The following is a 24,896-nucleotide window of genomic DNA, read 5'->3' as shown; positions in this document are numbered from 1 at the left end:
CCGCCACGGTCAGCGTCAAAACTCCGGCACCGGGATGGGCGTCGTGCTTCGCGGGTCGCCGCGTTCCACTGCGCGCCTTGAATCGCCCCGCCCCTGCCGCCACTCTATGACTTCGCTCGGACGCCGCGCAATCACCTGCCAGCGTCCCGCCCTACCTTCTATTGCGAGCTTACATGAGCAACTCCAAGCACTCCCGCCTGTTGATCCTTGGTTCCGGCCCGGCCGGCTGGACCGCCGCCGTCTACGCCGCGCGCGCCAACCTCAAGCCCGTCGTGATCACCGGCCTGCAGCAGGGCGGCCAGCTGATGACCACCACCGAGGTGGACAACTGGCCTGGAGATGCACACGGCCTGATGGGCCCGGACCTGATGACCCGCATGCAGGCGCACGCCGAGCGCTTCGAGACCGAGGTCATCTTCGACCACATCCACACCGCCGATGTCTCCCAGCGCCCGTTCAAACTGATCGGTGACAGCGCCGAGTACACCTGCGACGCCCTGATCATTGCCACCGGCGCTACCGCCAAGTACCTGGGCATCCCCAGCGAAGAGGCCTTCAAGGGCCGCGGCGTGTCCGCCTGCGCCACCTGCGACGGCTTCTTCTACCGTGACCAGGACGTGGTCGTGGTCGGCGGCGGCAACACCGCTGTGGAAGAGGCCCTGTACCTGTCCAACATCGCCCGCAAGGTCTACCTGGTTCACCGCCGCGACACCCTCAAGGCGGAAAAGATCATGCAGGACAAGCTGTTCGCCAAGGTCGCCGCCGGCAAGATCGAGACCGTGTGGCACCACCAGGTGGACGAAGTGCTGGGCAACGACGCCGGCGTGACCGGCGTGCGCGTGAAGTCCACGCTGGACGGCAGCACTCGTGACATCGAGGCCCATGGCTTCTTTGTGGCGATCGGCCACCACCCCAACACCAGCCTGTTCGATGGCCAGCTGACCATGAACAACGGCTACCTGGACATCCGCTCGGGCCTGGGCGGCAACGCCACCCAGACCTCGGTGGAAGGCGTGTTCGCCGCCGGCGACGTGGCCGACCAGCACTACCGCCAGGCGATCACCTCGGCCGGCTTCGGCTGCATGGCCGCGCTGGATGCCGAGCGTTACCTGGATGCCAAGGGCCAGGCGAGCTGATCTGCCGCCTGTATCGCGCAGTGACAAGGGCGGAGACATGGTCTCCGCCCTTCTGTTTTATAGAACCAGCCGCATCATTAAACGGCTGCCTCAGCTGAACGGGTGGCACTAAGTGCCACGGACTGTGCAGCAGTCCTCAAGGATTCCACTGCCTGGGCCCCACTGAAACGGCCACTGCATCGGGGGAGCCCCGCTGGAGCGTCGACGTTGGCGGTTCGAGCTGCTCAGCAGGGAAGAGCTGGTAAAGGTCTTTCCCACCGTAGCGGAACAGAGCGCCCGATGCAGGCGACACCGTCCGGGCAAGGTCCAATAGGTCATTGGTAATGCCGCCTTCAAAATCTTCCATCTCCGCACCTGGGCTGGCAGGCACATACCCCCTCACCACATCGACAATGATCATGCGCGTCACCAGGTCCATCCTCGCCTCAATTTGAATCCCTGGAGGCGCCTTTCCCTGGGCCGCCAAGGCATCTACCGACCGCTGAGCGAGTCCTGACAGCATCGCATCAAGCGCCCGATCACTCTTCATGCCGGGCGCGGACGCACCCACAGGCGACGCTATCGCCAGCCCCCAAACTGCAACAAGCAGGTACAGGGCCGCCGTCCCGCCACGCAGTCGATCCTTCTTCATCGCCAATCCACTACTGAATGCACTCTTGATGAGCGCACCGCCAGCTTGCGATGACCTGTGGATGTCCGACCTTGAGCGTCGTCGCAACATCGGCGAGGTGCCAGACGCAGGATTGATGACGCTCGATCGCTTCATCGGCACCACCTCTCTCAGCGCACCTTTCGTCAACCTGCTCTATCCTCTGCCCATGCCCGATCCACGTTTCCTGCATCGCCTGTCCGATGTCCCCGCCGCTGCCTGGGACGCCCTGCACGACGGCCGCAACCCCTTCCTGTCGCATGCCTTCCTCGCCGGCCTTGAAGAGCACGGTTGCCTGCGCCCCGAATGGGGCTGGCGGCCCCGCCACTTCACCCTGTGGGACGGGGACACCCTGGTGGCGGCGATCCCGGGCTACCTCAAGGACAACTCCCACGGTGAGTTCGTGTTCGATCACGCCTGGGCCCACGCTTACGCGCAGCACGGGCTGGACTACTTCCCCAAGTGGCTGGGCGCGGTGCCGTATTCGCCCGTGACCGGCCCACGCTTACTGGCCGGCACCACGGAGGATCGTGGCGCGCTGCTGGCATCGCTGGCGGGCGAAGTGGCACGCCTGGGCTGGTCCTCGGCCCACATCAACTTCCATCCCGCCGATGAAGACCCCGCCTTCAGCCCGGACTGGCTGCTGCGCGAGGACATCCAGTTCCAGTGGCATAACCCCGGAAGCTGGCAGACCTTCGACGACTTCCTTGGCGCGATGGACCACAAGCACCGCAAGAACATCCGCCAGGAACGGGCCAAGCTCGCGCGCAGCGGCGTCACGTATCGCATCGTGCATGGCGATGAGGCGACCGAGGCCGACCTGCGCGCCATGCACGGCTTCTACCTGCAGACCTTCGCCGAGTACGGCAACTCGCCCGCGCTGACGCTGCCGTTCCTGCAGCATCTCGCCCGCACGATGCCGCGATCGCTGGTGATCTTCCTGGCCCTGCTCGATGGCGAGCCGGTTGCCGGCGCGCTGTGCCTGCGCGGCGCGGACACGCTCTATGGGCGCTACTGGGGCGGCGCCACCCTGCCCGGCCTGCACTTCGAGACCTGCTATTACCAGGGCATCGCCTACTGCCTGCGCGAAGGCTTGGCCCGCTTCGAACCGGGCGCACAGGGCGAGCACAAGCTGGCCCGCGGCTTCCTGCCGCACCGGGTGCGCAGCCGGCACTGGATAGCCGAGCCTGCCTTCGCCGAGGCACTGATTGCGTGGTGTGCGCAGGAACGCGCCGAGGTCGCCCACTATGCACGCGTGCTGGCGTCGCACAGTCCGTTCAAGGCCGACCCGGCGTGAACCGCCACCTGCCCTGGCGCCTGGACGAGGCACCCGACTCCCCGTTCCCGCCCGCCGAGACCGCGCTGCGCGATCCCGACGGCCTGCTGGCGCTCGGTGGCGACCTCTCCCCGGTGCGGCTGCTCAACGCCTATGCCGGCGGTATCTTTCCGTGGTTCTCCGAAGGCCAGCCGCTGCTGTGGTGGTCGCCGGACCCGCGCATGGTGTTCCGCACCGACGGCGTGCACCTGTCCAGCCGCTTTCGCCGCTCGCTCCGGCAGAGCACCTGGACGCTAAGGGCAGACACCTGTTTCGAGCAGGTGATCGATGCCTGCGCGGCCAGCCCACGCCCGGGCCAGGACGGCACCTGGATCACGCGTGACATGCGCGATGCGTATGTCGACCTGCACCGGCTCGGCTTCGCGCACTCGGTGGAGGTATTGGATGGCGATGCCTTGGTCGGCGGCATCTACGGGGTGGCGATCGGCCAGATGTTCTTTGGAGAGAGCATGTTCAGTGCGGCATCGGGCGGCTCCAAGGTCGCCCTGGCCGGGCTGGCCCATCGGCTGGCCAGCTGGGGGTGGCCACTGATCGATGCGCAGGTCGAAAATGACCATCTGCTGCGCATGGGCGCTGAGCACTGGCCGCGGCAGCGCTTTCTCGCGCTGGTCCGTGAACAGGTCCAACAGCCAGCCCCCGCAGGCGATTGGGTGGATTTGTTCGGCTCGCTGGCCGCCGCCGAAATCGCTGATCCGGACCGGTCTTAACCAAAACTTTGCATCAAACGCCCGACGCGCGTAAAATGCCCGCTCTTCAGGCCAGCTCGGCCGGTTACAGAACTGCACAGGACTACATGTCGAAAGACGACTCCATCGAGTTCGAAGGCACCGTCAGCGAGACGCTGCCGAACACCACTTTCCGCGTACGACTGGAAAATGGGCATGAAATCATCGCCCACATCTCCGGCCGCATGCGCAAGAACTACATCCGCATCCTGACGGGCGACCGCGTCAAGGTCGAAATGACCCCGTACGACCTGACCAAGGGTCGCATCACCTACCGCATGAAATAAGCGGTCCGGGGGTTGTTCCCGCCAGAAGGCCAGCCAGGTGCTGGCCTTTTCGCGTGGGCGGCATTCAGCCGGCAGCGGCCTTACCCTGCCAAGCGACACCCTGACCCAGTGCACCGTGACGTCGGTCAGGATGCCTTGATGCAGATTCGCCCTGGCGCGCAACGGTCCACGCTGTCCCTCGATCCAATCCGGATCCTGCCCGATGGCCCCCGCCATGAAGCGCCTGCTCTCCCTGCTCCTGCTCGCCCCCTGCGTCGCCACCGCTGCGTCGGCCCAGGCCGCCGAGCCCGCCGCACCCGCCGACTGCATCACCCTGTCCTCCGACCAGCAGGTGGTGCGCAACCGCGCCGATCGCGATGTGCTGCTGCGCAACGGCGATCAGCATTACCTCGTGCGCTTTGAGCGTTCGTGCACCAGCGCCGCGATGTCCCCGAAACTGACGTTCGCCACCCCTGGCCAGGATGGGCAACTGTGCGGCGCCGGGGTGACCAAGCTCCAGACCAGTTCACAGAGCTGCGCCGTGGCTGCGGTGGAGCCCCTGAGCGCCGAAGAATTCGCCCGCAAGGCACGCATGCGCCGTTGAGCAAGCGGCTGGCCCGCGCATGGAAAAAGCCCCCTTGCGGGGGCTTTTTCGATTTCATCACCGCGGTCGAGGCCGGCGTTACACCGTGGCCGGCAGCAGACGCTCCGGCTCGGCCTCGGTCTCGACAAACAGCTGGTCGTCGCGGACGTCGATGCTGACTTTGCCACCGTTGACCAGCTTGCCGAACAGCAGCTCGTCGGCCAGCGGACGCTTGATCTTGTCCTGGATCACGCGCGCCATCGGGCGGGCACCCATCAGCGGATCGAAGCCATGGTGGGCCAGCCAGTCGCGCGCAGTCGGGGTGGCCGACAGGCTGACGTGCTTTTCCTGCAGCAGCATTTCCAGCTCGATCAGGAATTTGTCCACCACGCGCAGGATGTGCTCGAAGCCCAGCGCCTGGAACTGCACGATCGCATCCAGACGGTTGCGGAACTCCGGCGTGAAACTCTTGCGGATGACTTCCATCGCGTCGGTGGCATGGTCCTGGCGGGTGAAGCCGATCGAACGCCGCGAGGCCTGGGCCGCGCCGGCATTGGTGGTCATCACCAGCACCACGTTCTTGAAGTTCGCCTCACGGCCGTTGGTGTCGGTCAGCACACCGCGGTCCATGACCTGCAGCAGGATGTTGAAGATGTCCGGGTGGGCTTTTTCCACCTCGTCCAGCAGCAGCACGCAGTGCGGGGTCTTGACGATCTTCTCGGTCAGCAGGCCGCCCTGGTCGAAGCCGACATAGCCCGGAGGGGCGCCGATCAGGCGGCTGATCGAATGCGACTCCATGTACTCGCTCATGTCGAAGCGGACCAGCTCGATGCCCAGCTGCAGCGCGAGCTGCTTGGTCACCTCGGTCTTGCCCACGCCGGTCGGGCCGGAGAACAGGAAGTTGCCGATCGGCTTTTCAGGATTGGCCAGGCCCGAGCGGGCCAGTTTGATCGCCGAGGACAGCGTCTCGATGGCCGGGTCCTGGCCGAAGATCACCATCTTCAGGTTGCGCTCCAGGTGCTGGAGCACGTCCTTATCGGTCGCGCTGACCTGCTTGGCCGGGATGCGGGCCATCTTGGCGACGATGGTCTCGATCTCCTCGATGTCGATCAGCTCCTTGCGCTCACCGTCCGGCAGCAGGCGCTGGCGGGCACCGGCTTCGTCGATCACATCAATCGCCTTGTCCGGCAGCAGGCGGTCGTTGATGTGCTTGACCGACAGATCCACCGCGGCCTGCAGCGCATCATCGGCGTAGGTCACGCCGTGGTGGGCTTCGTACTTGGGCTTGAGGCCCTGCAGGATTTCGTAGGTTTCGCCCACGGTCGGCTCGACGATGTCGATCTTCTGGAAGCGGCGGGCCAGGGCCCGATCCTTCTCGAAGATGCCGCGGTATTCCTGGAAGGTGGTCGAGCCGATGCAGCGCAGCTCGCCCGAGGCCAGGGCCGGCTTGATCAGGTTGGAGGCATCCATGGTGCCGCCCGAGGCCGAGCCGGCACCGATGATGGTGTGGATCTCATCGATGAACAGCACTGCGTTGGGCAGCTTCTTCATTGCGGTGAGCACGCCCTTCAGGCGCTTTTCGAAATCGCCGCGGTACTTGGTCCCGGCCACCAGCGCGCCCAGGTCCAGCGAGTAGATCACCGCATCGGCGAGCACGTCCGGCACCGAGCCTTCCACGATGCGCTTGGCCAGGCCTTCAGCGATGGCGGTCTTGCCCACGCCGGCCTCACCCACGTAGAGCGGGTTGTTCTTGCGACGGCGGCACAGGACCTGGATGGTGCGCTCGATCTCATCGGCGCGGCCGACCAGCGGGTCGATCTTGCCGTTGCGGGCCTGATCGTTGAGGTTGCTGGCGAACTCGGCCAGGGCATCGCCCTTGCCTTCGCCCTCGGCCCCCTCCGCACGCCCTTCGCCATCGGCGGCAGGCGGCACCTCGCCCTCCTCGCCCAGCTTGGCGATGCCATGGGAGAGGTAGTTGACGATATCCAGCCGTGTCACATCCTGCTGGTTGAGGTAGTACACGGCGTGCGAGTCCTTCTCGCCGAAGATCGCGACCAGCACGTTGGCGCCGGTGACCTCCTTCTTGCCCGAGGACTGCACGTGGTAGACCGCGCGCTGCAGCACGCGCTGGAAGCCCAGCGTCGGCTGTGTGTCGCGCCCATCATCTTCGGCCAGGCGCGAGACCGAGGCCTCGATGGCCTGTTCCAGTTCCTGGCGCAGGCGATCGGCATCCGCGCCGCAGGCCTTGAGGACGGCTTGGGCGGACGGGTTGTCGAGCAGTGCCAGCAGCAGGTGTTCCACCGTCATGAATTCATGCCGGGCCTCACGGGCGCGCTTGTAGCACTGTCCGATGGTGTGTTCGAGGTCTTTACTGAACATGATTAACTCCGGCGGCAGTTAGGAACAATATGCGGCCAACCTTCACGATTTCCATCACCCTAGCGGATCAGTGCGTTCAGACGGCGTTAGCACTTGCCTGATCGCGCCCCTCCATTCGACGAGCCTCCATCATGCACGATCTTCCGGCCACGAAATGGCAGCTTGGCCGTGATGGCAATGTCACGGCCAGCCAAGGGTGGTGCAGCGACAGCCGGTGGCGCGGAGAAGGGCGTTGCGCGCGCCATGGCCGGACCGCCAGAGCGGGCTTCGCAGCAGGCCCGGCGCAGGGACACGCCGGCCGCTGAGGACCGGATGTCATTGTGGGTGGAACAGTGCGGATCGCGGGCACACGCAGTGGAGGCCCGCCAGAACGTCAGCCGCTGGCCTTTTCCATCGTGCACAACAGCGGATGCTGGTTCATGCGCGAGAACTCGTTGACCTGGGCGACCTTGGATTCGGCGACCTCGCGGGTGAATACCCCGCACACGCCCCGACCGCGGGTATGCACGTGGAGCATCACCTGGGTGGCCTGGTCCAGATCCATCGAGAAGAAATGCTGCAGGACCGTCACCACGAAATCCATCGGGGTGTAGTCGTCGTTCAACAGCATCACCTGGTACATCGGCGGCGGCGCGACCTCAGGGCGTGCAGGCTCAAGCAGCACGCCATGGTCGTGATGAGTTTCGTGGGAAGTCTCGCGGGGCATCCCCACATTATAGGGCTCCAGCCCCCGGATTGGACGTTGCCCCCTGCCGCCCTTCACAATCTGCACTCTCCAACCAGACCTTCACAGGGATTTCATGAAAAGGATTGCTGCCGCACTGCTGCTGGCCGTGACTGCCACCGGCGCCCATGCGGCCGAGCCGGACAAGGCGGTCGGGCGTGCCCTGGACACGCTGAAGTACACCTACGAGGTGGACGAAGACGGCGACTACAAGATGGTCTTCGACATGGATGATGGCCGCAGCCAGCTGGCCTTCGTGCGCTCCACCGTCGAGGAATTCGGCAAGCACAAGATCCGTGAGATCTGGTCGCCGGCCTACAATTCGCCGGGCAAGCAGTTCCCCGCTGCCGTGGCCAACCGCCTGCTCGAAGACTCGCAGGATGCCAAGATGGGTGCCTGGGTGAAGCAGGATCAGCTGGCGATGTTCGTGGTCAAGGTCGATGCCACCGCCACCCCGGAACAGCTCAGCGACGCCATCGATGCGGCCATCCGCACCGCCGATGCGATGGAGCTCGAACTGACCGAGCAGGACGAATACTGAGGTGAATGCCGTGCAGGAACCGCGCTGGACGCCCCATGTCACCGTGGCCACCGTGGTGGTGCGTGACGGGCGTCTGTTGCTGGTCGAGGAGGCGATCGACGGGCGCCAGGTGCTGAACCAGCCCGCTGGGCACCTGGAGCCGGACGAATCGCTGGCGGCGGCCGCGGTGAGCGAAACGCTGGAAGAGACCGGCTGGACGGTGCGCCTGAGCGCCTTCATCGGCACCTACCAGTGGACCGCCCCGGATGGCACGCCGTTCCTGCGATTTGCCTACGCGGCCGAACCAGTGTCGCACGATGCCGACCGGCCGCTGGACGACGGCATCCTGCGCGCGCTCTGGCTGACCCCGGCCGAGCTGAAGGCCGATCCCGGCCGCCTGCGCAGCCCGCTGGTCTGGCAGGTGGTCGCCGATTACCTGGCGGGCCAGCGCCACCCGCTCTGCATCGTCAAGGAGGCTGCATGAGCACCCCGCGCATCATGGTCGGCGTCTCCGGCGGCGTGGACTCCTCCGTCGCGGCCTGGCGGCTGGTCCAGCAGGGCGAGCCGGTGGCCGGGCTGTTCATGCAGAACTGGGCCGATGACGGCAGCGGCGATTGCCGCGCCGAAGATGACCGCCGCGATGCCGTGGCCGTCTGCGGCCTGCTCGGCATCCCGTTCCACTTTCGCGATTTCTCCAGCGAATACTGGCAAGGGGTGTTCGAGCACTTCCTGGCCGAATACGCCGCCGGCCGCACCCCCAATCCGGACGTGCTGTGCAATCGCGAAGTGAAGTTCAAGCATTTCCTCGATGCCGCGCGTGAGCTCGGCGCCGAGCGCATCGCGACCGGGCATTACGCCCGCATCGCGCAGGTCGGCGGCCGCTGGGCACTGCTGCGTGGTGCCGACCGCAGCAAGGATCAGAGCTACTTCCTGCACCAGCTGGGCCAGCAACAGCTGGCCGCCACGCTGTTCCCGATCGGCGATCTGCAGAAGAACGACCTGCGCCGGATCGCCCGCGACGCGCGCCTGCCCACCCACGCCAAGAAGGATTCCACCGGGATCTGCTTCATCGGCGAACGCGACTTCCGCGAGTTCCTCGGCCGCTATCTGCCGGCGAAGACGGGCGAGATCCGCGATCCTGATGGCGCCCTGATCGCCGAACATCCCGGCGTGTTCTATTTCACGCTCGGCCAGCGCGAGGGCCTGAACATCGGCGGCGTGCGAGGCCGGCCGGCGGCGCCGTGGTACGTGGTCGGCAAAGATGTCGCCAGCAACGTGCTCTACGTGGACCAGGACCGCGAGAGCCCGTGGCTGCAGTCCACCCGGCTGCACTCCGAGGCCGCCCACTGGATCGCCGGCGCCCCGCCCGCGCGCCGGTTCGAGTGCACCGCCCAGACCCGCTACCGTCAACCTGACGAGCCATGCACCGTCACGGTGCGCGACGACGGCACCCTGGAGGTGCGCTTCGCCCGCCCGCAGCGTGCCGTCACCCCCGGTCAATCGCTGGTGTTGTATGACGATGAGGTCTGCCTCGGCGGCGCCGTCATCGCCGCCACCGATGCGCCACTGGAACAACGCCTTCGCGCCACCCCTTCTCCTTTCGAGGTATCTGCTGCATGAGTTTTTCCGTCGACGACCGTGTTCTTGCTCTGGCCGGCATCGCCCAGGCCCTGCAGCAGGTGCGCCGCATCGCCGAAACCGGCCACTCCGAAGCCGCCGTGGTCCGTACCGCGGTGGACAGCGTGTTCCGCATTGACGCTGCCACTCCGCAGGAGATCTACGGCAGTGCCAGCAATGTCGCCCCCGGGCTGCGCCTGCTGCACAACTACCTGAGCAGCCAGGGCCAGGACGAGCACCTGCCGCGGCTGGCGCTGTCGGTCCTGCAGCTGGAGCGGCGCTTCGTGCGCGAGCACGAGATCGTGGCCAAGGTCAGTACCGGCATCGAGCGCGCCCAGGCCCAGGCCACCGAGCTGGGCGACAGCGCCCATCCGGACGTGCTCGCCGCGCTGGGCGGCCTGTACGCAGACACCATCAGCAACCTCAAGCCGCGCGTGATGGTCCAGGGCAATCCGCACTACCTCGGCCAGGCCGGCGTGGTCGCCGAGATCCGCGCCCTGCTGCTGGCGGCGGTCCGCTCGGCGGTGCTGTGGCGCCAGACCGGCGGCCAGTACTGGGACTTCCTGTTCTCCCGCAAAACGATGCTCGAAGCGGTCGCGCGCCAGCTGCGCTGAGCTGCCGTGGAGGGGCCGCCGACGGGATCGGCGGCCCAGCGTTATGCCCCTTGGATCGAGGCAAGTGCCTCTCGACGGGCGGAAAAATCATGCGGACGGCTAAAGCAAACCGGGGTACGGCCGATACAGCATCCGTGCACCTCCCCGAGAACGTCCATGTACTCACGCCTCTTCATCCGTCTGGCCGCCCCCCTGGTCCTGACCCTTCTGCTTCCCTTTGCCATCGGCTTCGAGTGGCCAGCCGCCCTGCGTTGGGCGATCCTGAGCACGATGACGCTCAGCTGGCTCGGGTTTGCCTGGTGGAGCGCCCGCGCCCAGACGCAGCGTTCGCCTGAGCAGGCCCGCATCCTGCGCGAGCAGGACCAGTTGCTGACCGACCTGCGCTCGTTTGTCGGCAACGAAATCGAGGGCTCGCGTGGCGAAGTCGAACGTGCCCGCGATCTGATCCGTCATGCGGTCGGTGGCCTGGGCAGCAGCTTCGATGCCATGAACCGCAAGTCGCGCCAGCAGAGCCAGGCCCTGGCCCGCATCGTCGACCGCGCCGGTGACGAAGGTGGTGCCGGCGTCGACGTGGCCCGTTTCGCCCAGCATGCCAGCCACCGCATGGAGCAGCTGGTCGAGGCGCTGGAGCAGGTCAGCGGCCAGAGCAGCAACACCGTGCAGCACATCGACCAGATGGCGCAGCACCTGGATGGCATCTTCGCGCTGCTGGAAGACGTCAAGTCGATTGCCGACCAGACCAACCTGCTGGCCCTGAACGCGGCCATCGAAGCGGCCCGCGCCGGTGAAGCCGGCCGCGGTTTCGCGGTGGTCGCCGACGAAGTCCGCAACCTGTCCGAGCGCTCGACCACCTTCAACGAGCAGATCCGCAAGCTGGCGCACAGCTCCAAGGATGCCATCGCAAAGGTGCGCGAGACCGTCTCGCACATGGCTTCGCGCGATATGGACCGCTCCCGCGAAGCGCGCCATGAAGCGGCGCAGATGCTGGACAACGTGGCCCAGATCAACGCCTCGCTGGGTGACGGCATGCGCGAGATCTCCGAGTGCGGCCGCGCCATCGACAGCAGCGTCGCCGAAGCCGTGCGTGCCCTGCAGTTCGAGGACATTGCCACCCAGGCCCTGGGCGGCGTGCACACCCACTTGGATCGCCTGACCGCGATCAACCGCGAAGCGGTGGCCCTGCAGGAACTGCTGCACCGCAGTGGCGGCGTGTTCGACGAAGAAGTCGTGACCGCCCTGCAGCGCACCGGCACCCGCCTGCGCGACATGCGCACCGAGTGGGAGCGCCCGCCGCACAAGGCGGTCGCCCAGCAGAGCATGGCCGCCGGCGCGGTCGAACTGTTCTGATCCAGCGGTACCGTGCCCCTCCCGGCACACCCTGCGGCCCCGGTTTACCCCGGGGCCGTTGTGCTTGCACTACCCGTCTTGGCTGCAGATGATTACCTGATGTTGAACGCGTCCATGCTGTCCGTTGCATCTGTTGTCCCCGCCGAGCTGGAGCCGGCGGTGCCGGGCAGTGACGCCGTCACTCTCGCTGCCGAACCTGCCGCTGCGGCAGCGCCACTGCAGGGCCGCGCCCTGATCGCCCGGCTGGAGCAGCTTGCCCAGCAGGAGCTGGCGCAGCTGGCCAAGCGCCCCTCGCCCGCCATTGCCGCACTGTCACCCGCCATCGACCCTGCCCTCGCCGGCCTGGCCTGGGATCTGGGCTTGAGCGGTGATGATCTGGATGCTGCTGCGGGCTGAACGCGGCCGGTGGCAATGCGCCACCTTCAACGGCACGGAGGTCCGAACGGATACTGCGCAGACGTCTGCCAAGGCCACTGCTGCCATTTCCGTCAACCCGGATCGACATGGACAGGCGTCCCCGCCATCATTCCGCGTCCTGCATATGGACGACCTCATGACTCTGATGCCGCTCGAATCGCCGGATGACATCCTGCGCATGATCGAAGAAATCCACGACGTAACCCAGCGTGCGCACCTCATGCAGCGCCTGTGCGAGCATCCGTTGACGCCGCGCACCACCATTCTGATGATCCTGGATGACCCGGAGATCCTCGGCAGGATCGGCTCTGTCGACCAGTGGATCGACTACCCTGCCCGCCTTCGCGCTGGCTGGATGATCGCATCCGCAGTGCCCGGGCAGCTCGCTGCAGAGCACCTGATCCCGCCACACCTGCAGCTGAGCCGACATCAACAGGAATACCTTCTTGGCTGGGCGTTCGAGGAAGGCAAGCTCTCGGCACGGGCAACGGAGTATTTCGCCAGGAACTTCAGCGGCAAGTATGAAATGTTGAAGGCGATACGCCACCGGGCAACGCTCGATGACGCTGCCGGTCGATAGTGCGCGGGTGATTTACGACGGGTTGCGTAGACAGGGCGCACGTTGCCGGCCACCATCGCCGCCTTCCTCTGAGCCGAGACGGGCCCGATGATCGCAGCTGTACTGTGCCTCTCCATCGCCCTGCAGCCGATGGCAACCAACGCAGAGCCGTGGGTGCTCGACGCAGAAGAACTGAGCGCCCTGCTTCGGACGCTGGATGATGTGGGCGACTTCCAGCAGCCCTATGCGGCGCTGGTTGACGTTGCCATTCCGGAGGAAGGGTCTGTCGACGCCTCCGTCGAGGTCTCCGCCGCACGGTTTGACGACGGGACACCGGTCGTCGTCCTCGACGACGATGGAGCACAGGACAGTACCCGCTTTGTTGTACTTCGCGCCGAATGGCAGGGACTACCTGCCGGCACGCTGCTGCATGGCATCGGTCCAACCCTTGCCGTGGTCACCCATGCTGAAGACGACGCAGCCGGGGCACGCGCGCAGGTGATGCTGGGGTTTCTCGACCTGCTGATGGCGGGGCCTATCCAGCTGCACCCATCAGATCTGGACTGGAACGCGAACCTTGGCACTGACGACCTGGCGGGATTTCTGGACACCTTCGCCGCCAGCACGACAGGCGAGCCAGTGGACGAGGCCACCCGTAACCGTTGGCAAGGCCGGCTGCCCGATACGCTGCTGGCACTCTGGAAGCGCGACGGCCTGGCGCGCTATCTGGAAGACCGGTTGATACTGGTCGACCCCGAGCGCTACGCCGCTGTGCTGGCGGGGTTGCTGGTCGGCAGCACGCTGGAAGACGTGGATGCTTTCCATGTGTACGCGCTCACCGCATTCGGTCAATTGCTGGTCTGTGGTGAGAACACCGCCGTGGAAATCGTGGCCGACCCGTACACCGGTGATGTCGCAGCGGACCCCTCGATGCTCGCGGCAAGCGACGCTGAGGAACGCGACGGGCGGTTGCGATTTCTCCTGACCCTGTTGGAGCCGGATGAGCTGGACGTCACGGACGCGAAGGGCCACTCGGTGTATGCCAGATCCCGCGACCGGCTGGGTGCACTGGCGGGAGATGAAGTCTACGTTCCCGGCCCTGAGGGCCTGGTGGAGGGCTGGGAGCTACGTCTGATAAAACAGGCCGCATTCAAGGCATGGGAATCGACGCTGCATCGTGACGTGCACTAGCAAAACGCCGGTTGCACACCGGCGGCCCAGCGCGGCACCGATGCGATGCTGGGGTGCTACGGTGCACGAGAGCGCAGATGCCGTGCCGAGAAGCGCGGTCTACAGCTGCACCGCGTGCGTCACCACTTCCACGCTCTCGCGCGGCGGCGTCTGCAAGCCCTGCTTCAACCACAGCGCCAGATCACGCGGGGCCAGCGGCCGCGAGTACAGGTAACCCTGGATCTCATCGCAGCCCTGGCGGCGCAGCATCGCCTCTTCCTGCTCGGTCTCCACGCCTTCGGCCACGACCTTCATGCCCAGCGCATGGCCCAGATGCACGATCGCCTGGGTGACTTCGGCGGTGCCGGCATCGTGCAGCATGCCCTGCACGAAGCTGCGGTCGATCTTGAGGCGGCCGACCGGGAAGCGGTTGAGATAATGCAGGTTCGAGAAACCGGTGCCGAAATCGTCGACCGCCAACGGCACGCCGTGGCGCTCCAGCACATCGAAGCAATGGCGCAGCACGTCGGTGTCACGGATCAGGGCGGACTCGGTCAGTTCCAGCTCCAGCCGCTGCGGCGGCCAGCCGTGGGCGTGGCAGATATCGATCACGCGCTCGGCAAAGCCGCGGTCGCGCAGCTGCACGGCCGAGACGTTCACCGCCACGCGGTCGAACTGCAGGCCGGCCGCGTCCCACGCGGCGGCCTGGCGGCAGGCTTCGGCCAGCACCCAGTCGCCGATGCGGACGATCTCGCCGCACTTTTCGGCAATCGGGATGAACTCGGCCGGGCTGCAGTAGCCGATGCCGGGGCGATGCCAGCGCAGCAGCGCTTCGATCGCCGGCGGCTGGTCGTTCTCGGCATGCATCAGGGGCTGGTAGGCCAGGGTGAACTCTTCGCGTTCGATCGCGCCAAGCAGCGCGTGCTCGATCTCCAGCTTGCGCTGGATCTTGGCCAACGCGTCCTGGCTGTAGTACTGGTAGGTGTTGCGCCCCGCTTCCTTCGCGGCGTACATCGCCGCATCAGCGGCGCGCAGCAGCGATTCGAAATCCTGGCGGCTCTCATCCAGCATCGCAATGCCGACGCTGGCGCCGACCTTCAACGTGCTCTCGCCGCGATGCAGCGGCTCGGCCAGCGAGGCGATCAGCTTGCGTGCCACATGCCCGGCGTCTTCCGGCGCGGCCAGGTCGCGCAGCACCACGATGAACTCGTCGCCGCTGAAGCGCCCGAACAGGTCGTTGTTGCGCAGGCTCTGGTGCAGGCGCGAGGCAGCCGCCTTGAGCAGCGCATCGCCGGTGGCGTGGCCGAAGGTGTCGTTGATGGTCTTGAAGCCGTCCAGATCGATGAACAGCATCGCCAGCGGGCTGCCCCGATCACGCGCCACCTCGATGGCGTCGGCGGTCTGCTCGCGCAGCAGCATCCGGTTCGGCAGGCCGGTGAGCAGGTCGTAATGCGCCAGCAGCTCGATGCGCTCGTTGGCTTCGCGTTCGCGGGTGATGTCACGAAACAGCACCACGAAGCGGGTCGGCAGGCCGTCGCGGCGGTCCAGTTCGATCAGCACCTGCACCCAGATGCGCAGCCCGGACTGCCGGTAGAAACACAGGTCCAGCTGCTCGGGCAGCCCGCCCTCGGCGATCCGCAGCAGCGCGGCCTCGAAGGCGTCGCGCGAGTCCTGGGTGTACAGGCTCAGCGCCTGGTCCAGCGTTAGCGGCTCCTTGCGCAGGCCGTGGATGCGGTAGCACTCCTCGGTCCACTGCATGTGGCGGGTGCCCACCTCGATCTCGCAGCCGCCGATGCGGCCCAGCGCGGAAACGCGGTTGAGCAGCTCGGTACGCCAGCGGATCAGCGCATCGGTCTGGTGTTGTTCGGTGATGTTCTGGACCTGGCCGAGCAGGCGCTGGATGCGGCCATCCGGCCCGATCAGCGGCTGCATCCACACGCGCAGGTGCAGCGCGCCCGTGCCACGGACCAGCTCCAGCTCCAGCGTGGTCGCCGCGCCATCGCGCCACATCCGGCGCCAGGCGCCGCGCAGCCGGCCGCGGGAGTGCGGCTCCAGCTGGCGCAGCCAGTGGCGGCGGCCGTGCAGCGGTGCGTCACCGGTCTCCAGCAGCGCCCGGAACTCGGGCGACCACCAGAACTGGCGCGCCTCCGGATCCCACGACCAACTGCCCATGCTGGCGATCCGCTGGGCTTCGCGCAGGTGCACCTGCTGCTCGCGCAGCTGGGCTTCCATCTGCTTCTGGGCCTGGATGTCGGTGTGGGTACCGACCATGCGCAGCGGCTGGCCGTCGGCCGTGCGGGTGACCACGCGGCCGCGGTCCAGCACCCAGCGCCACTCCCCGTTGGGGTGGCGGGCACGGAACTGGGTGGTATAGGCCTCGCTCTCGCCGCGCAGGTGGGCATCCATCGCCACGCGCACCGCTGGCTGATCGTCCGGGTGGACATTCTCCAGCAGCGCGCTGACACCTTCGGCGTGACTGTGTGAATCCTCGATGGGCTGGCCGTCCCAGCGCCGTGAGCGGCGCACGCTGTCACTGGGCAGATCCCAATCCCACAGCCCGTGCCCGGCATGATCCAGGGCCACCTCCCAGCGGCTGCCCGCATAGGCGGCAACCGGCTCGGGCACGCTCAGAGTGAAGGCCAGCAGATGCCCATCCGGATCGTGCACGGCGCGCATCCAGCCATCGAAGCGACCACCGGGCCCGCCGGGAAGCTGGCAGGGCACCAGCCCGCCATCTGCGGCGAGCAGGCGCAGGTCTTCCAGCACCTCCCCGTAGGCGGCGACCGTTGCAGGCAGGCCATGCTCACGCGCGGCCGGGTTGGCGGCGATCGGGCGACCGGCACGGTCGAGGATCACCAGCGCCGAGGCCAATGGGTGCTGCAGCAGACTCGCGATAATCCCTTGGTCCACGCCCTGTAACTCCGATAACGCACCCGACAACCGGGGAACGCAATCGTTAACGGCGGAGATTGCGGTTTATTGAGTTCCTTGGCGTCCTGCATCCTCGCCCGGGGCAGGTAAGATGACACTCGCCTTGTCCGATTGGCCCCGCCCTGCCCCATGTCGACCCACCTGCCAGGCCCTTCCGAACCCGCTGCCGAGACCCCGCTGGCACGCGATCTGCGCCGCGACCGCTGGCGTGTGGTCGTGGCCTACCTGGTGCTGGCCCTGGTGTGGATCCTGAGCAGCGACGCGGCGGTCAAGGTGGTGGCCGGGGATCTGCAGACGGCCGCGCAGTGGCAGACCCTCAAGGGTACGTTCTTCGTGGTCGCCAGTGCGGCGCTGATCTATCTGCTGCTGCGTCCGCTGGCCCAGCACGTGCTGCACACGCACGCACGGCTGGAGAGTTCGGAAACGCGCCACCGGCAGATGTTCGAAGGCAATCCCGGTCCGATCCTGGTCTACGATCTGGAGTCGCTGGCCATTCTGGATGTGAACCCGGCCGCGGCCAGCTTCTTCGGGTTCAGCCGCGAGACCTTCACCGCGATGCCGATCACCGCGCTGTGGCCACCCGGACACGAGGCCATGCTGGAGGCCAAGCTGGATCACATCCGCGCCAATCCCGAGCAATTGTGCGTGATCACCGCCGATCTGCGCCTGAGTGACGGCAGCACCCGGCGCATGGAAATGCGCAGCAACTTCATCGATTACGGCGGCCGCCGCGCGCGTCTGTTGATCGCGATCGACCGCACCCGCGAAGACCAGGCGTTGCTGCGCCGCGACCAGGCGCTGGCCCGGGTGGAAGAAGCGCACGAGATGGCGCGCATCGGCGCATGGGAGATCGATCCGGCCACCGGCCTGGGCCGGTACGCCAATCAGGTGTATCGCCTGCTCGGGCGGCGCGCGCCCGAAGCCCGGCGCTGGCACCGGTTCGATGAGCTGCTGGTGCCGGCCGATCCGGCCACGGCGGCCCTCAGCGAACAGCTGTTGCAGGAGATGAGCTCCGGCGAGCCCGTGCAGATCGATGTGCTGCTGCCGCTGCTGGCGATGGACGGGCGCGCCCTGATGGTGCACCTGCGCGCCGAGAGCGGCCAGGACGATGCCGGCCGGCCGCGCGTGCTGGGCACCCTGCAGGATGTCACCGAGCGCGAGCAGTCGCGGCGCCTGCTGCGTGAGCGCGAAGAACAGTTCCGCGAGCTGGTGCGGGTACTGCCTGATGGCGTGGTGATCCTGTCTGAGGAGCACGTGCTGTACGCCAATGCCTGCGCGGCCACCCAGTTCGGCTACGGCCACAACACCCTGCTCGGCGAGCCGCTGGCCGCCCTCGTCACCGACGACGACCTGCCCCGCGTGCGGGCGCAGTTGTTCGCCCAGTTGCCCCTGCAGAGCGCCGGGGCTGGCGAAGTGATCGGCATGCGCCGCTTCAACGGTCAGGCGTTCCAGGCCGGTCTGGCGGTCGGCGATGTGCGCTACGGCGGGCGCAACTGCAAATTGTTGATCGTGCGCGACCTCAGCGAGCCCGAGCGCATCCGCGAGGCACTGGAAACCAGCAACCGTGAGCTGCAGGCGATGGCCGGCCGGCTGTTCTCGCTGCAGGAAGACGAACGCCGCGCGATCTCGCGCGATCTGCACGACGACATCGGCCAGGCGATCACCGCGATGAAGCTGTCTGCCTACGCCGCCCAGGACGAGCAGGACGCCGCCCGCCGCGATGAAGACCTGGCCCAGATCATCCAGCTGGCCGATGCGACCGTCGGCAAGCTGCGCGACATCTCCACCCTGCTGCGCCCACCGCAGCTGGATGCGCTGGGTCTGGAAGCGGCGCTGCGCTGGCAGGCCGGCGTGCTGTTCCGCTCGGCGGCGATCGAACTGCTGCCGGACATCCAGTCCCTGCCCCGGCGCCCGGCTGGCGACATCGAGCAGGCGTGCTTCCGCATCGCACAGGAAAGCCTCACCAACGTGCTGCGCCATGCACGCGCCAGCCAGGTCAACCTGCACCTGCGCGATGTGAACGACCAGGGCCTGCACCTGCAGGTGCGCGACGACGGCGAGGGCTTCGACCCGGACGGGCCGCGCGGGCTGGGCCTGATCGTGATGCGCGAGCGCGCGCAGAGCGTGGGTGGCACATTACGCATCGAATCGGCGCACGGCGCCGGTACCCTGATCGACCTTTACCTGCCGTACCGCGCCACCGGCGCGACGGCTCACGACACCCTGGAACACTGAGCTCATGTGGAACCCTTCTCTGCCCCTGGTCAGCATCGAGGACGCCCCGCCCCGCCTGGGGGCCGGCAACCCCGAACTGCAGGCGATGGTGACCGAGGCCGCCTCCGGCGGCACGCCGCTGATGCTGATGCACGTGGATATCGACCACTTCGCTTCGGTCAACGAGAACATGAGCGCGGAGGTCGGCGACCAGGCGCTGGTGCTGGTCGCACAGCGCCTGCAGCACCACCTGCGTGGGCGCGGGAAGCTGTGGCGCCACGGCAGCGATGAATTCCTGCTGGCAGTGCCGCGTACGGCCGATATGCCACTGCCCGAGGACCTGGCCGAGGAGATCCGCCAGCAGCTGGAGCTCCCACTGTCGGTGCTGCCGTACACATTGTTCATGACCGGCAAGCTGGGCGTGAGCCTGTGCCCGGAGCACGCCACCGGTGTCTCGCGCCTGCTCGACCACGCCGAAGATGCGCTGTACCAGGCCGCCCGCGAAGGCGGCAATGCGGTGCGCATCCACGCCGTGGATACGCCATCCAGCGCGCACAGCGAGAGCATCATCGCGCGCCAGATTGTCGACGCCATCCCCAATGGCGAGCTCAAACTGCGTTACCAGCCGCTGGTCAGTGCGCGCGACGGCCACGTGGTCGGCATGGAAGCATTGCTGCGCTGGCAATCGCCCACGCTGGGCATGTTGGTGCCGGAGCGCTTCATGCGCACCGCCGAACGCCTGGGCATCATCGTGCAGATCGGCACCTGGGTGCTGGAAGGCGCGCTCAAACAGGCCAAGCTGTGGCGCGACCAGGGCTTCGATGACTTCACCATCGCGGTGAACGTGTCCACCCTGCAGCTGCTGCGCCCGAACTTCTTCGCCGAGGTGATGTCGCTGATGCAGGCCGCTGGGGTCCCGGCGCAGATGCTGACGCTGGAGATCAACGAAAGCGCACTGACCAACAACGTCAACTTCGTCCACGAAACCCTGGTCAACCTGCGCAACGAAGGCATCAGCCTGAGCCTGGACAACTTCGGCACCGGTGATTCCAGCCTCAGCGCGCTGGTCCGCTACCCGGTGGACAAGCTCAAGATCGACCGCAGCTTCATCAAGAGCGCGCCGGCCGGCAACCGCGAAGCTGCGATCGCCCGCGCGATCATCGCCATGGGCCACCAGCTGGGCATGACCGTGATCGCCAACGGCGTGGAATCGCAGGCCCAGCTCGGCTTCCTGCGCCGCAACGACTGCGATGTGTTCCAGGGCTACCTGTTCGGTGAGCCGATGTCGGCCGATGCCGCCGGCATGACCCTGCGCCGCCGTTACCTGCGTCCGGAGGCCTTCGCAGAAACCCGTCCGGACCGCACGCTGCTGCTGCTGGATGACGAAGAAAACGTGCTGCGTTCGCTGGTGCGCCTGTTCCGCCGCGACGGTTACCGCATTCTCGCTGCCGGCAACGTGCGCGATGCCTTCGATCTGCTGGCCATCAACGACGTGCAGGTAATCCTGTCCGATCAGCGCATGAGCGACATGAGCGGCACCGAGTTCCTGGGCCGGGTGAAGATGCTCTACCCGGATACGATCCGCCTGGTACTGTCCGGTTACACCGACCTCAACACCGTGACCGACGCCATCAACCGTGGCGCGATCTACCGGTTCCTGACCAAGCCGTGGAACGATGATGAGCTGCGCAAGCACATCCACCAGGCATTCCGCACGCATGAGGAACAGCGCCGGGCGAACACGGCACCGGCGCCAGCGCTGCCGGCGGTTGACGCGGATTGAGGATGCCTGAAAGCCCGCGCAACGCGGGCCAGCGGCCAGCGCGCCCGTTGCCGGATCAGCGCGGCTGTTTGATCGGCAGCACCAGCCGGAACTTGGAGCCCACGCCCGGCGTGCTCTCCAGATCGATGCGGCCGTGGTGCTTGTTGATGATGCTGTAGGAGATCGACAGCCCCAACCCGGTGCCGCTGCCGACCGGCTTGGTGGTGAAGAACGGATCGAAGATGCGCTGGCGCAGGTCCGGCGAGATGCCGCCGCCGGTGTCCTCGAACTCCACCCAGACCGTGTCGCCGTCCACGCCGGTGCGTACATGGATCGTACCGCGGTCGGCAATGGCGTGGCCGGCGTTGAGCAGCAGGTTCATGTACACCTGGTTCAACTCCGACGGCAGGCACTCCACCAGCGGCAGCTGGCCGAACTCGCGGTGCAGGGTCACCTTGTACTTGAGCTCGTTCCAGATGATGTTGATCGTGGATTCCAGGCCCGCGTGCAGGTCCACCAGCTTCCACGACTCATCGCGGCCGGAATACGAGAAGTCCTTCAGATCCCGCACGATCCGGGTCACCCGCTCGATGCCCTCGCGTGATTCGGCCATCAGCTGCGGCAGATCGCGGCTGATGAAATCGATGTCGAAGCGTTGGCGGATGTCATCGATTTCCGGGATCAGCGCCTTGGGATCCGGTGCGCGCAGGGCGCGTTCGTAGGCTTCGATCACGGTGAACAGGCTGCGCAGGTATTCCTGCAGGCTGCCGAGGTTGGAGTGCACATAACCGATCGGGTTGTTGATCTCGTGCGCCACACCAGCGGCGAGCTGGCCGATCGAGGCCATCTTCTCCGACTGCAGCAGCTTTTCCTGGGTGCCGTTGAGGCGCAGGTAGGCTTGGCGCAGTTCGGCATGGCGCTGCTGCAGCTCGCGCTCGTAATCCTCTTGGCCTTCGATGCGGCGGAACAGGGCCAGATAGTGCCGCTGGCCGCCATCATCGTGATGGTAGACATGGGCGATGACCATGCGCTCGCCGACCGGCAGGCTGCCGTTCCAGTGGCCGTTGAGGCGCGCCTGTTCCAGCGCATCCGGTGGCAGCAGCTGGCGCAGCCATTGCGCCGGGGTCAGTTCGGCATCGCGCTCGGCCTGGCCGAGGATCTCGCTGACGGCGGCATTGGCCAGCGCCACGCTGCCATCCTCGCGGAACAGCAGCACGCCCTCCTTGATCCGTTCAAACAGGGCAAGCAGGACCGGATGCGGGGGCAACGGGGCGGTGACAAGGGCGGAAGTTACGGTCACGGTCACATCGAGGCGGCTGGAAACAGGCGCTCAATATACGCGGTGACGTTCACATCGGCAGCCCGAGGCCGCCAGATGGGGAGATCAGGCCACCGCGAGCGGCCGCCGGGTGTTGAGCGTGTGCGACTGGCCCTTGGCATCGTACGACGCGGCATCTTCGCTGCGGCCGAGCTGGCGCAATGCCCAGTTGACCTCGCGGCGGCGCCGTGAAAGCAGGACGCCATTGGCACGGTTGCGCTCGGCCAGTTCCTGCACACGCTCGGCCTGGCCAAGCGGCAGCGCGGCTTCGAGTGCCCGCAACGCCTCCAGCTTGGCGCCGGTCGCGCGGATCAGGGCCTGCACGTCATGCTCGACCAATGCCTGGCGTTCGACGTCCAAGGCATCGCTGAGGCGCTGCAGCGGCTCGCTCATCGCCAGCTTCATCCCTGCAGCTGCTGGTCCAGCTCAAGCATGCGCGAGGCGATCGCGTCGGGATTGATCTTGTAGGTGCCGTTCTGCAGCGAGTCGCGCACGGCCTGGACACGGGCCGCGTCGATCGCCGGAGCCGTGGACAGCTCGCGCTGCATCGCCTGCAGGCTGGTGGCTTCGCCGGTCAGGCGCAGGCTGTCAGCGGCTTCCACCGGGCGGGCCGGGGCATCGGTGCTGACGCTCGGCTTGTTGCCGGGAGCGACGCTGCGCAGATGGGCGGTGGCCTGCAGGTTGCCGTCGATTTTCTGGCTCATGGAGTTGTCCTGGGAATGCGGTTCACAAGGGATAACGGCCGGTCGGGCGCCATCTTTAGGGGAATATTGCAGGTTTTACGGGAAATGTGGCCCGTATTCACACTCGTGTTCAGCGCGTCACTAAAACGTCACCGCTGGCTGCGACGGTGCCTTGCACGATCTTGCGGGACGACAGGTTCTCGACCGAGACCCGCTCATTCTCGCCGGCATCGGCCATGGCGCGTCCGGCTACCCGGACCTCGACCCCGCCCCGCCGCGACACCAGCGCGACACTGTCGCCCCGGCGCACCAGCCGCTGCGCGACCAAGTCATTGGCAGAGAGAAGGCTGCCAGCACTGAGGGTCCTGCGCGCCACGCGGCCGACGGCGGCGGCCGGATCGGCCAATGCAGCTCCGGCGATCCGGGCCGCATCACGCTGACCGGTAGTGATATCGGCCGCGGCCAGGGTTTCTCCAGCGGCCACGCCACGATTGAGGATGAGCACGGTCTGGTTGCGACGCACCTTTACCGGCACGAACAGGCGCCAGCCGCCGGCATCCGGGCAGCTGACTTCCACGGTACTGGTGCCGGTTGGCTGGGCCGCCAGCGGCTGACCGCAGGCAGGCAGGCGCAGCGCCGAATCCAGGGTGGTGTCGCCCTCGCTGCCGGCCGGCAAGGTACCCAGCGCGGCCTGGCGGATGCTATCCACCGGCTGCCAACCACCGGCCGCCCAGGCGGGCGCCGCCAGCAGCAGCGCGGCAAAGACAAGAGATCGCATGGGCACTCCATGGGCAAGGAACATGCGCAGCACGATGCAAGCCCCATGCCGAACCGGTGCGCGCGCGGCGCTCAAGTCAACGCCGCTCCCGCCGATACCAAGCCCATGTCTCATGACCTGCTCAACCGCATCGACCAGCGTACGCGCCTGGCCGGCCACAATCGTCTGGCCCTGCTGCTGTTCCGGCTGGGGGGACGTCAGCTTTTTGGCGTGAATGTGTTCAAGGTGCAGGAAGTCCTGCGGCGCCCGGATCTGTTCCAGGTGCCCGGGCTGCCCAGCCAGTTCGCCGGTGTGGCCGATGTGCGTGGCCGCTCGGTGCCGGTGCTGGACCTGGGCCTGGCGATCGGGCACCCCGAGCGTGAGCCCGATGCCGACAAGGCGCCGGGCTACCTGGTGGTGACCGAGTTCAACCGCTCCATCCAGGGCTTCCTGGTCAGCGGCGTGGAACGCATCGTCAATATCGCGGTGGAAGACATCCATCCGCCACCGGAACTGGGCGCCGAATCGAGCTACCTGACGGCCGTGACCCGCTTCCAGGGCGAGCTGATCCAGGTGATCGACGTGGAAAGCGTGCTGGCCGACATCGCCGAGATCCGTGGCGAAGCGGTGCTGGACCCCTCCATGGCCCTGCCCCCTGATGCCCCGCCGATGCAGGTGCTGGTGGTGGACGATTCGCGCGTGGCCCGCCAGCAGATCCGCAGCGTGCTGGACCAGCTGGGGGTCGGGGCGACCCTGCTTTCGGACGGTAAGCAGGCGTTGGACCACCTGCTGCAGATCCACGCCTCGGGCGAAAACCCGGCCGAGCGCTACGCCATGGTGATCTCCGATATCGAGATGCCGGCGATGGATGGCTACACCCTGACGACGGAAATCCGGCGTCACCCGGGCCTGGCCGGCCTGTACGTGCTGCTGCACACGTCCTTGTCGGGCGTGTTCAACAACGCGATGGTCGAGCGGGTCGGCGCGAACGCGTTCGTGGCCAAGTACTCCCCGCATGAGCTGGCGGACTTCCTGCTGGACCGCCTGCGCAAGGTCGCGATGGCGGCCTGAGGGCCGCCGGCCATGGCGTCGACGTCCTTCCTCCGGTGGGTTGACGGCATCCACGCATGGCGTGGATCTACGCCGGGAGCTGCTTCCTGAATCCACGCGTGGCGTGGATCTCCCTAGC

24 protein-coding genes are annotated in these 24,896 nt (G+C 66.8%); 16 read left to right on the top strand and 8 right to left on the bottom strand.

What is annotated here, in order from left to right; translation table 11 throughout:
* Positions 1–173 precede the first annotated feature (173 nt).
* Complete coding sequence (gene trxB / locus ACE026_RS19015; RefSeq protein ID WP_102788476.1) at positions 174–1,136, top strand: thioredoxin-disulfide reductase; 963 nt, start codon at positions 174–176, stop codon at positions 1,134–1,136.
* Positions 1,137–1,272: 136 nt separating this feature from the next.
* On the opposite strand, the gene ACE026_RS19010 is transcribed toward trxB, so the two are convergent.
* Positions 1,273–1,767 (bottom strand): hypothetical protein, encoded by a 495-nt coding sequence (locus ACE026_RS19010; RefSeq protein WP_486040387.1) that lies wholly within the window; start codon positions 1,765–1,767, stop codon positions 1,273–1,275.
* 187 nt (positions 1,768–1,954) lie between these two features.
* Between ACE026_RS19010 and ACE026_RS19005 the strand changes: the two genes are divergently transcribed.
* The 4 genes from ACE026_RS19005 (at position 1,955) to ACE026_RS18990 (ending at position 4,716) form a co-directional block, all read left to right on the top strand.
* Positions 1,955–3,082 (top strand): GNAT family N-acetyltransferase, encoded by a 1,128-nt coding sequence (locus ACE026_RS19005; protein ID WP_486040421.1) that lies wholly within the window; start codon positions 1,955–1,957, stop codon positions 3,080–3,082.
* Positions 3,079–3,828, top strand: a complete 750-nt coding sequence (aat, locus tag ACE026_RS19000; protein WP_486040386.1) for a leucyl/phenylalanyl-tRNA--protein transferase — start codon at positions 3,079–3,081, stop codon at positions 3,826–3,828. Before ACE026_RS19005 ends, aat begins: the two co-directional genes overlap by 4 nt.
* A gap of 86 nt (positions 3,829–3,914) precedes the next feature.
* On the top strand, positions 3,915–4,133 hold the full coding sequence (infA, locus tag ACE026_RS18995) for a translation initiation factor IF-1 (protein ID WP_005409596.1): 219 nt from the start codon (positions 3,915–3,917) through the stop codon (positions 4,131–4,133).
* Between the two features lie 202 nt (positions 4,134–4,335).
* Entirely contained in the window at positions 4,336–4,716 is a 381-nt protein-coding gene (locus ACE026_RS18990) for a hypothetical protein (RefSeq protein WP_486040385.1), read from the top strand.
* Between the two features lie 78 nt (positions 4,717–4,794).
* Here the strand turns inward: ACE026_RS18990 and clpA are convergent, their stop codons facing one another.
* Both clpA and clpS read right to left on the bottom strand, forming a co-directional pair.
* Positions 4,795–7,074, bottom strand: a complete 2,280-nt coding sequence (clpA, locus tag ACE026_RS18985) for an ATP-dependent Clp protease ATP-binding subunit ClpA (protein WP_265307902.1) — start codon at positions 7,072–7,074, stop codon at positions 4,795–4,797.
* A 373-nt stretch (positions 7,075–7,447) separates the two neighbouring features.
* The gene (gene clpS, locus ACE026_RS18980) at positions 7,448–7,780 is read right to left on the bottom strand and encodes an ATP-dependent Clp protease adapter ClpS (RefSeq protein ID WP_121036775.1); all 333 of its coding nucleotides are present in this window, start codon (positions 7,778–7,780) and stop codon (positions 7,448–7,450) included.
* A 94-nt stretch (positions 7,781–7,874) separates the two neighbouring features.
* Between clpS and ACE026_RS18975 the strand changes: the two genes are divergently transcribed.
* The 8 genes from ACE026_RS18975 to ACE026_RS18940 all read left to right on the top strand — a co-directional run bounded on the left by ACE026_RS18975 (position 7,875) and on the right by ACE026_RS18940 (position 14,063).
* The gene (locus tag ACE026_RS18975; RefSeq protein WP_313212302.1) at positions 7,875–8,339 is read left to right on the top strand and encodes a type III secretion system chaperone family protein; all 465 of its coding nucleotides are present in this window, start codon (positions 7,875–7,877) and stop codon (positions 8,337–8,339) included.
* A gap of 1 nt (position 8,340) precedes the next feature.
* Positions 8,341–8,802, top strand: a complete 462-nt coding sequence (locus tag ACE026_RS18970; RefSeq protein WP_486040383.1) for an NUDIX hydrolase — start codon at positions 8,341–8,343, stop codon at positions 8,800–8,802.
* Entirely contained in the window at positions 8,799–9,938 is a 1,140-nt protein-coding gene (mnmA, locus tag ACE026_RS18965; protein ID WP_478049519.1) for a tRNA 2-thiouridine(34) synthase MnmA, read from the top strand. The genes ACE026_RS18970 and mnmA overlap by 4 nt, the downstream gene beginning before the upstream one ends.
* Positions 9,935–10,549 (top strand): high frequency lysogenization protein HflD, encoded by a 615-nt coding sequence (gene hflD / locus ACE026_RS18960; protein ID WP_481467337.1) that lies wholly within the window; start codon positions 9,935–9,937, stop codon positions 10,547–10,549. The genes mnmA and hflD overlap by 4 nt, the downstream gene beginning before the upstream one ends.
* A 156-nt stretch (positions 10,550–10,705) precedes the next feature.
* On the top strand, positions 10,706–11,896 hold the full coding sequence (locus ACE026_RS18955) for a methyl-accepting chemotaxis protein (protein ID WP_486040382.1): 1,191 nt from the start codon (positions 10,706–10,708) through the stop codon (positions 11,894–11,896).
* A 99-nt stretch (positions 11,897–11,995) separates the two neighbouring features.
* Complete coding sequence (locus ACE026_RS18950) at positions 11,996–12,292, top strand: hypothetical protein (protein ID WP_486040381.1); 297 nt, start codon at positions 11,996–11,998, stop codon at positions 12,290–12,292.
* Positions 12,267–12,893: a hypothetical protein gene (locus ACE026_RS18945; protein WP_486040379.1), complete on the top strand. Its 627-nt coding sequence runs from the start codon at positions 12,267–12,269 to the stop codon at positions 12,891–12,893. Before ACE026_RS18950 ends, ACE026_RS18945 begins: the two co-directional genes overlap by 26 nt.
* A gap of 87 nt (positions 12,894–12,980) precedes the next feature.
* A complete protein-coding gene (locus tag ACE026_RS18940) occupies positions 12,981–14,063 on the top strand; it encodes a GAD-like domain-containing protein (protein ID WP_486040377.1) in 1,083 nt (360 codons plus the stop codon).
* A gap of 99 nt (positions 14,064–14,162) precedes the next feature.
* Here ACE026_RS18940 and ACE026_RS18935 read toward each other — a convergent pair whose 3' ends face one another.
* Complete coding sequence (locus ACE026_RS18935; protein ID WP_486040376.1) at positions 14,163–16,952, bottom strand: bifunctional diguanylate cyclase/phosphodiesterase; 2,790 nt, start codon at positions 16,950–16,952, stop codon at positions 14,163–14,165.
* A 150-nt stretch (positions 16,953–17,102) separates the two neighbouring features.
* Between ACE026_RS18935 and ACE026_RS18930 the strand changes: the two genes are divergently transcribed.
* Both ACE026_RS18930 and ACE026_RS18925 read left to right on the top strand, forming a co-directional pair.
* Positions 17,103–19,208 (top strand): sensor histidine kinase, encoded by a 2,106-nt coding sequence (locus ACE026_RS18930; protein WP_486040375.1) that lies wholly within the window; start codon positions 17,103–17,105, stop codon positions 19,206–19,208.
* Positions 19,209–19,212: 4 nt separating this feature from the next.
* The gene (locus ACE026_RS18925; protein ID WP_486040373.1) at positions 19,213–20,970 is read left to right on the top strand and encodes an EAL domain-containing protein; all 1,758 of its coding nucleotides are present in this window, start codon (positions 19,213–19,215) and stop codon (positions 20,968–20,970) included.
* Between the two features lie 55 nt (positions 20,971–21,025).
* On the opposite strand, the gene ACE026_RS18920 is transcribed toward ACE026_RS18925, so the two are convergent.
* The 4 genes from ACE026_RS18920 to flgA form a co-directional block, all read right to left on the bottom strand.
* Positions 21,026–22,249 carry an ATP-binding protein gene (locus ACE026_RS18920; protein WP_121041042.1) on the bottom strand — a complete coding sequence of 408 codons (1,224 nt, stop codon included), beginning with the start codon at positions 22,247–22,249 and terminating at the stop codon, positions 21,026–21,028.
* An 84-nt stretch (positions 22,250–22,333) separates the two neighbouring features.
* Positions 22,334–22,666 carry a flagellar protein FlgN gene (locus tag ACE026_RS18915; protein WP_183073736.1) on the bottom strand — a complete coding sequence of 111 codons (333 nt, stop codon included), beginning with the start codon at positions 22,664–22,666 and terminating at the stop codon, positions 22,334–22,336.
* 2 nt (positions 22,667–22,668) lie between these two features.
* Positions 22,669–22,971: a flagellar biosynthesis anti-sigma factor FlgM gene (gene flgM, locus ACE026_RS18910; RefSeq protein WP_088435084.1), complete on the bottom strand. Its 303-nt coding sequence runs from the start codon at positions 22,969–22,971 to the stop codon at positions 22,669–22,671.
* A 109-nt stretch (positions 22,972–23,080) separates the two neighbouring features.
* Positions 23,081–23,728: a flagellar basal body P-ring formation chaperone FlgA gene (flgA, locus tag ACE026_RS18905; protein WP_088435083.1), complete on the bottom strand. Its 648-nt coding sequence runs from the start codon at positions 23,726–23,728 to the stop codon at positions 23,081–23,083.
* A 105-nt stretch (positions 23,729–23,833) separates the two neighbouring features.
* On the opposite strand from flgA, the gene ACE026_RS18900 reads away from it, so the two are divergent.
* Positions 23,834–24,778, top strand: coding sequence for a chemotaxis protein (locus ACE026_RS18900; protein WP_070471614.1), 945 nt, complete (start codon positions 23,834–23,836; stop codon positions 24,776–24,778).
* The last annotated feature ends 118 nt before the right edge of the window (positions 24,779–24,896 follow it).

The organism is Stenotrophomonas sp. AGC87, from assembly GCF_057333975.1.
Note: the sequence above shows the minus strand (reverse complement) of the source record. Positions and strands in the feature narration are given on the sequence as shown.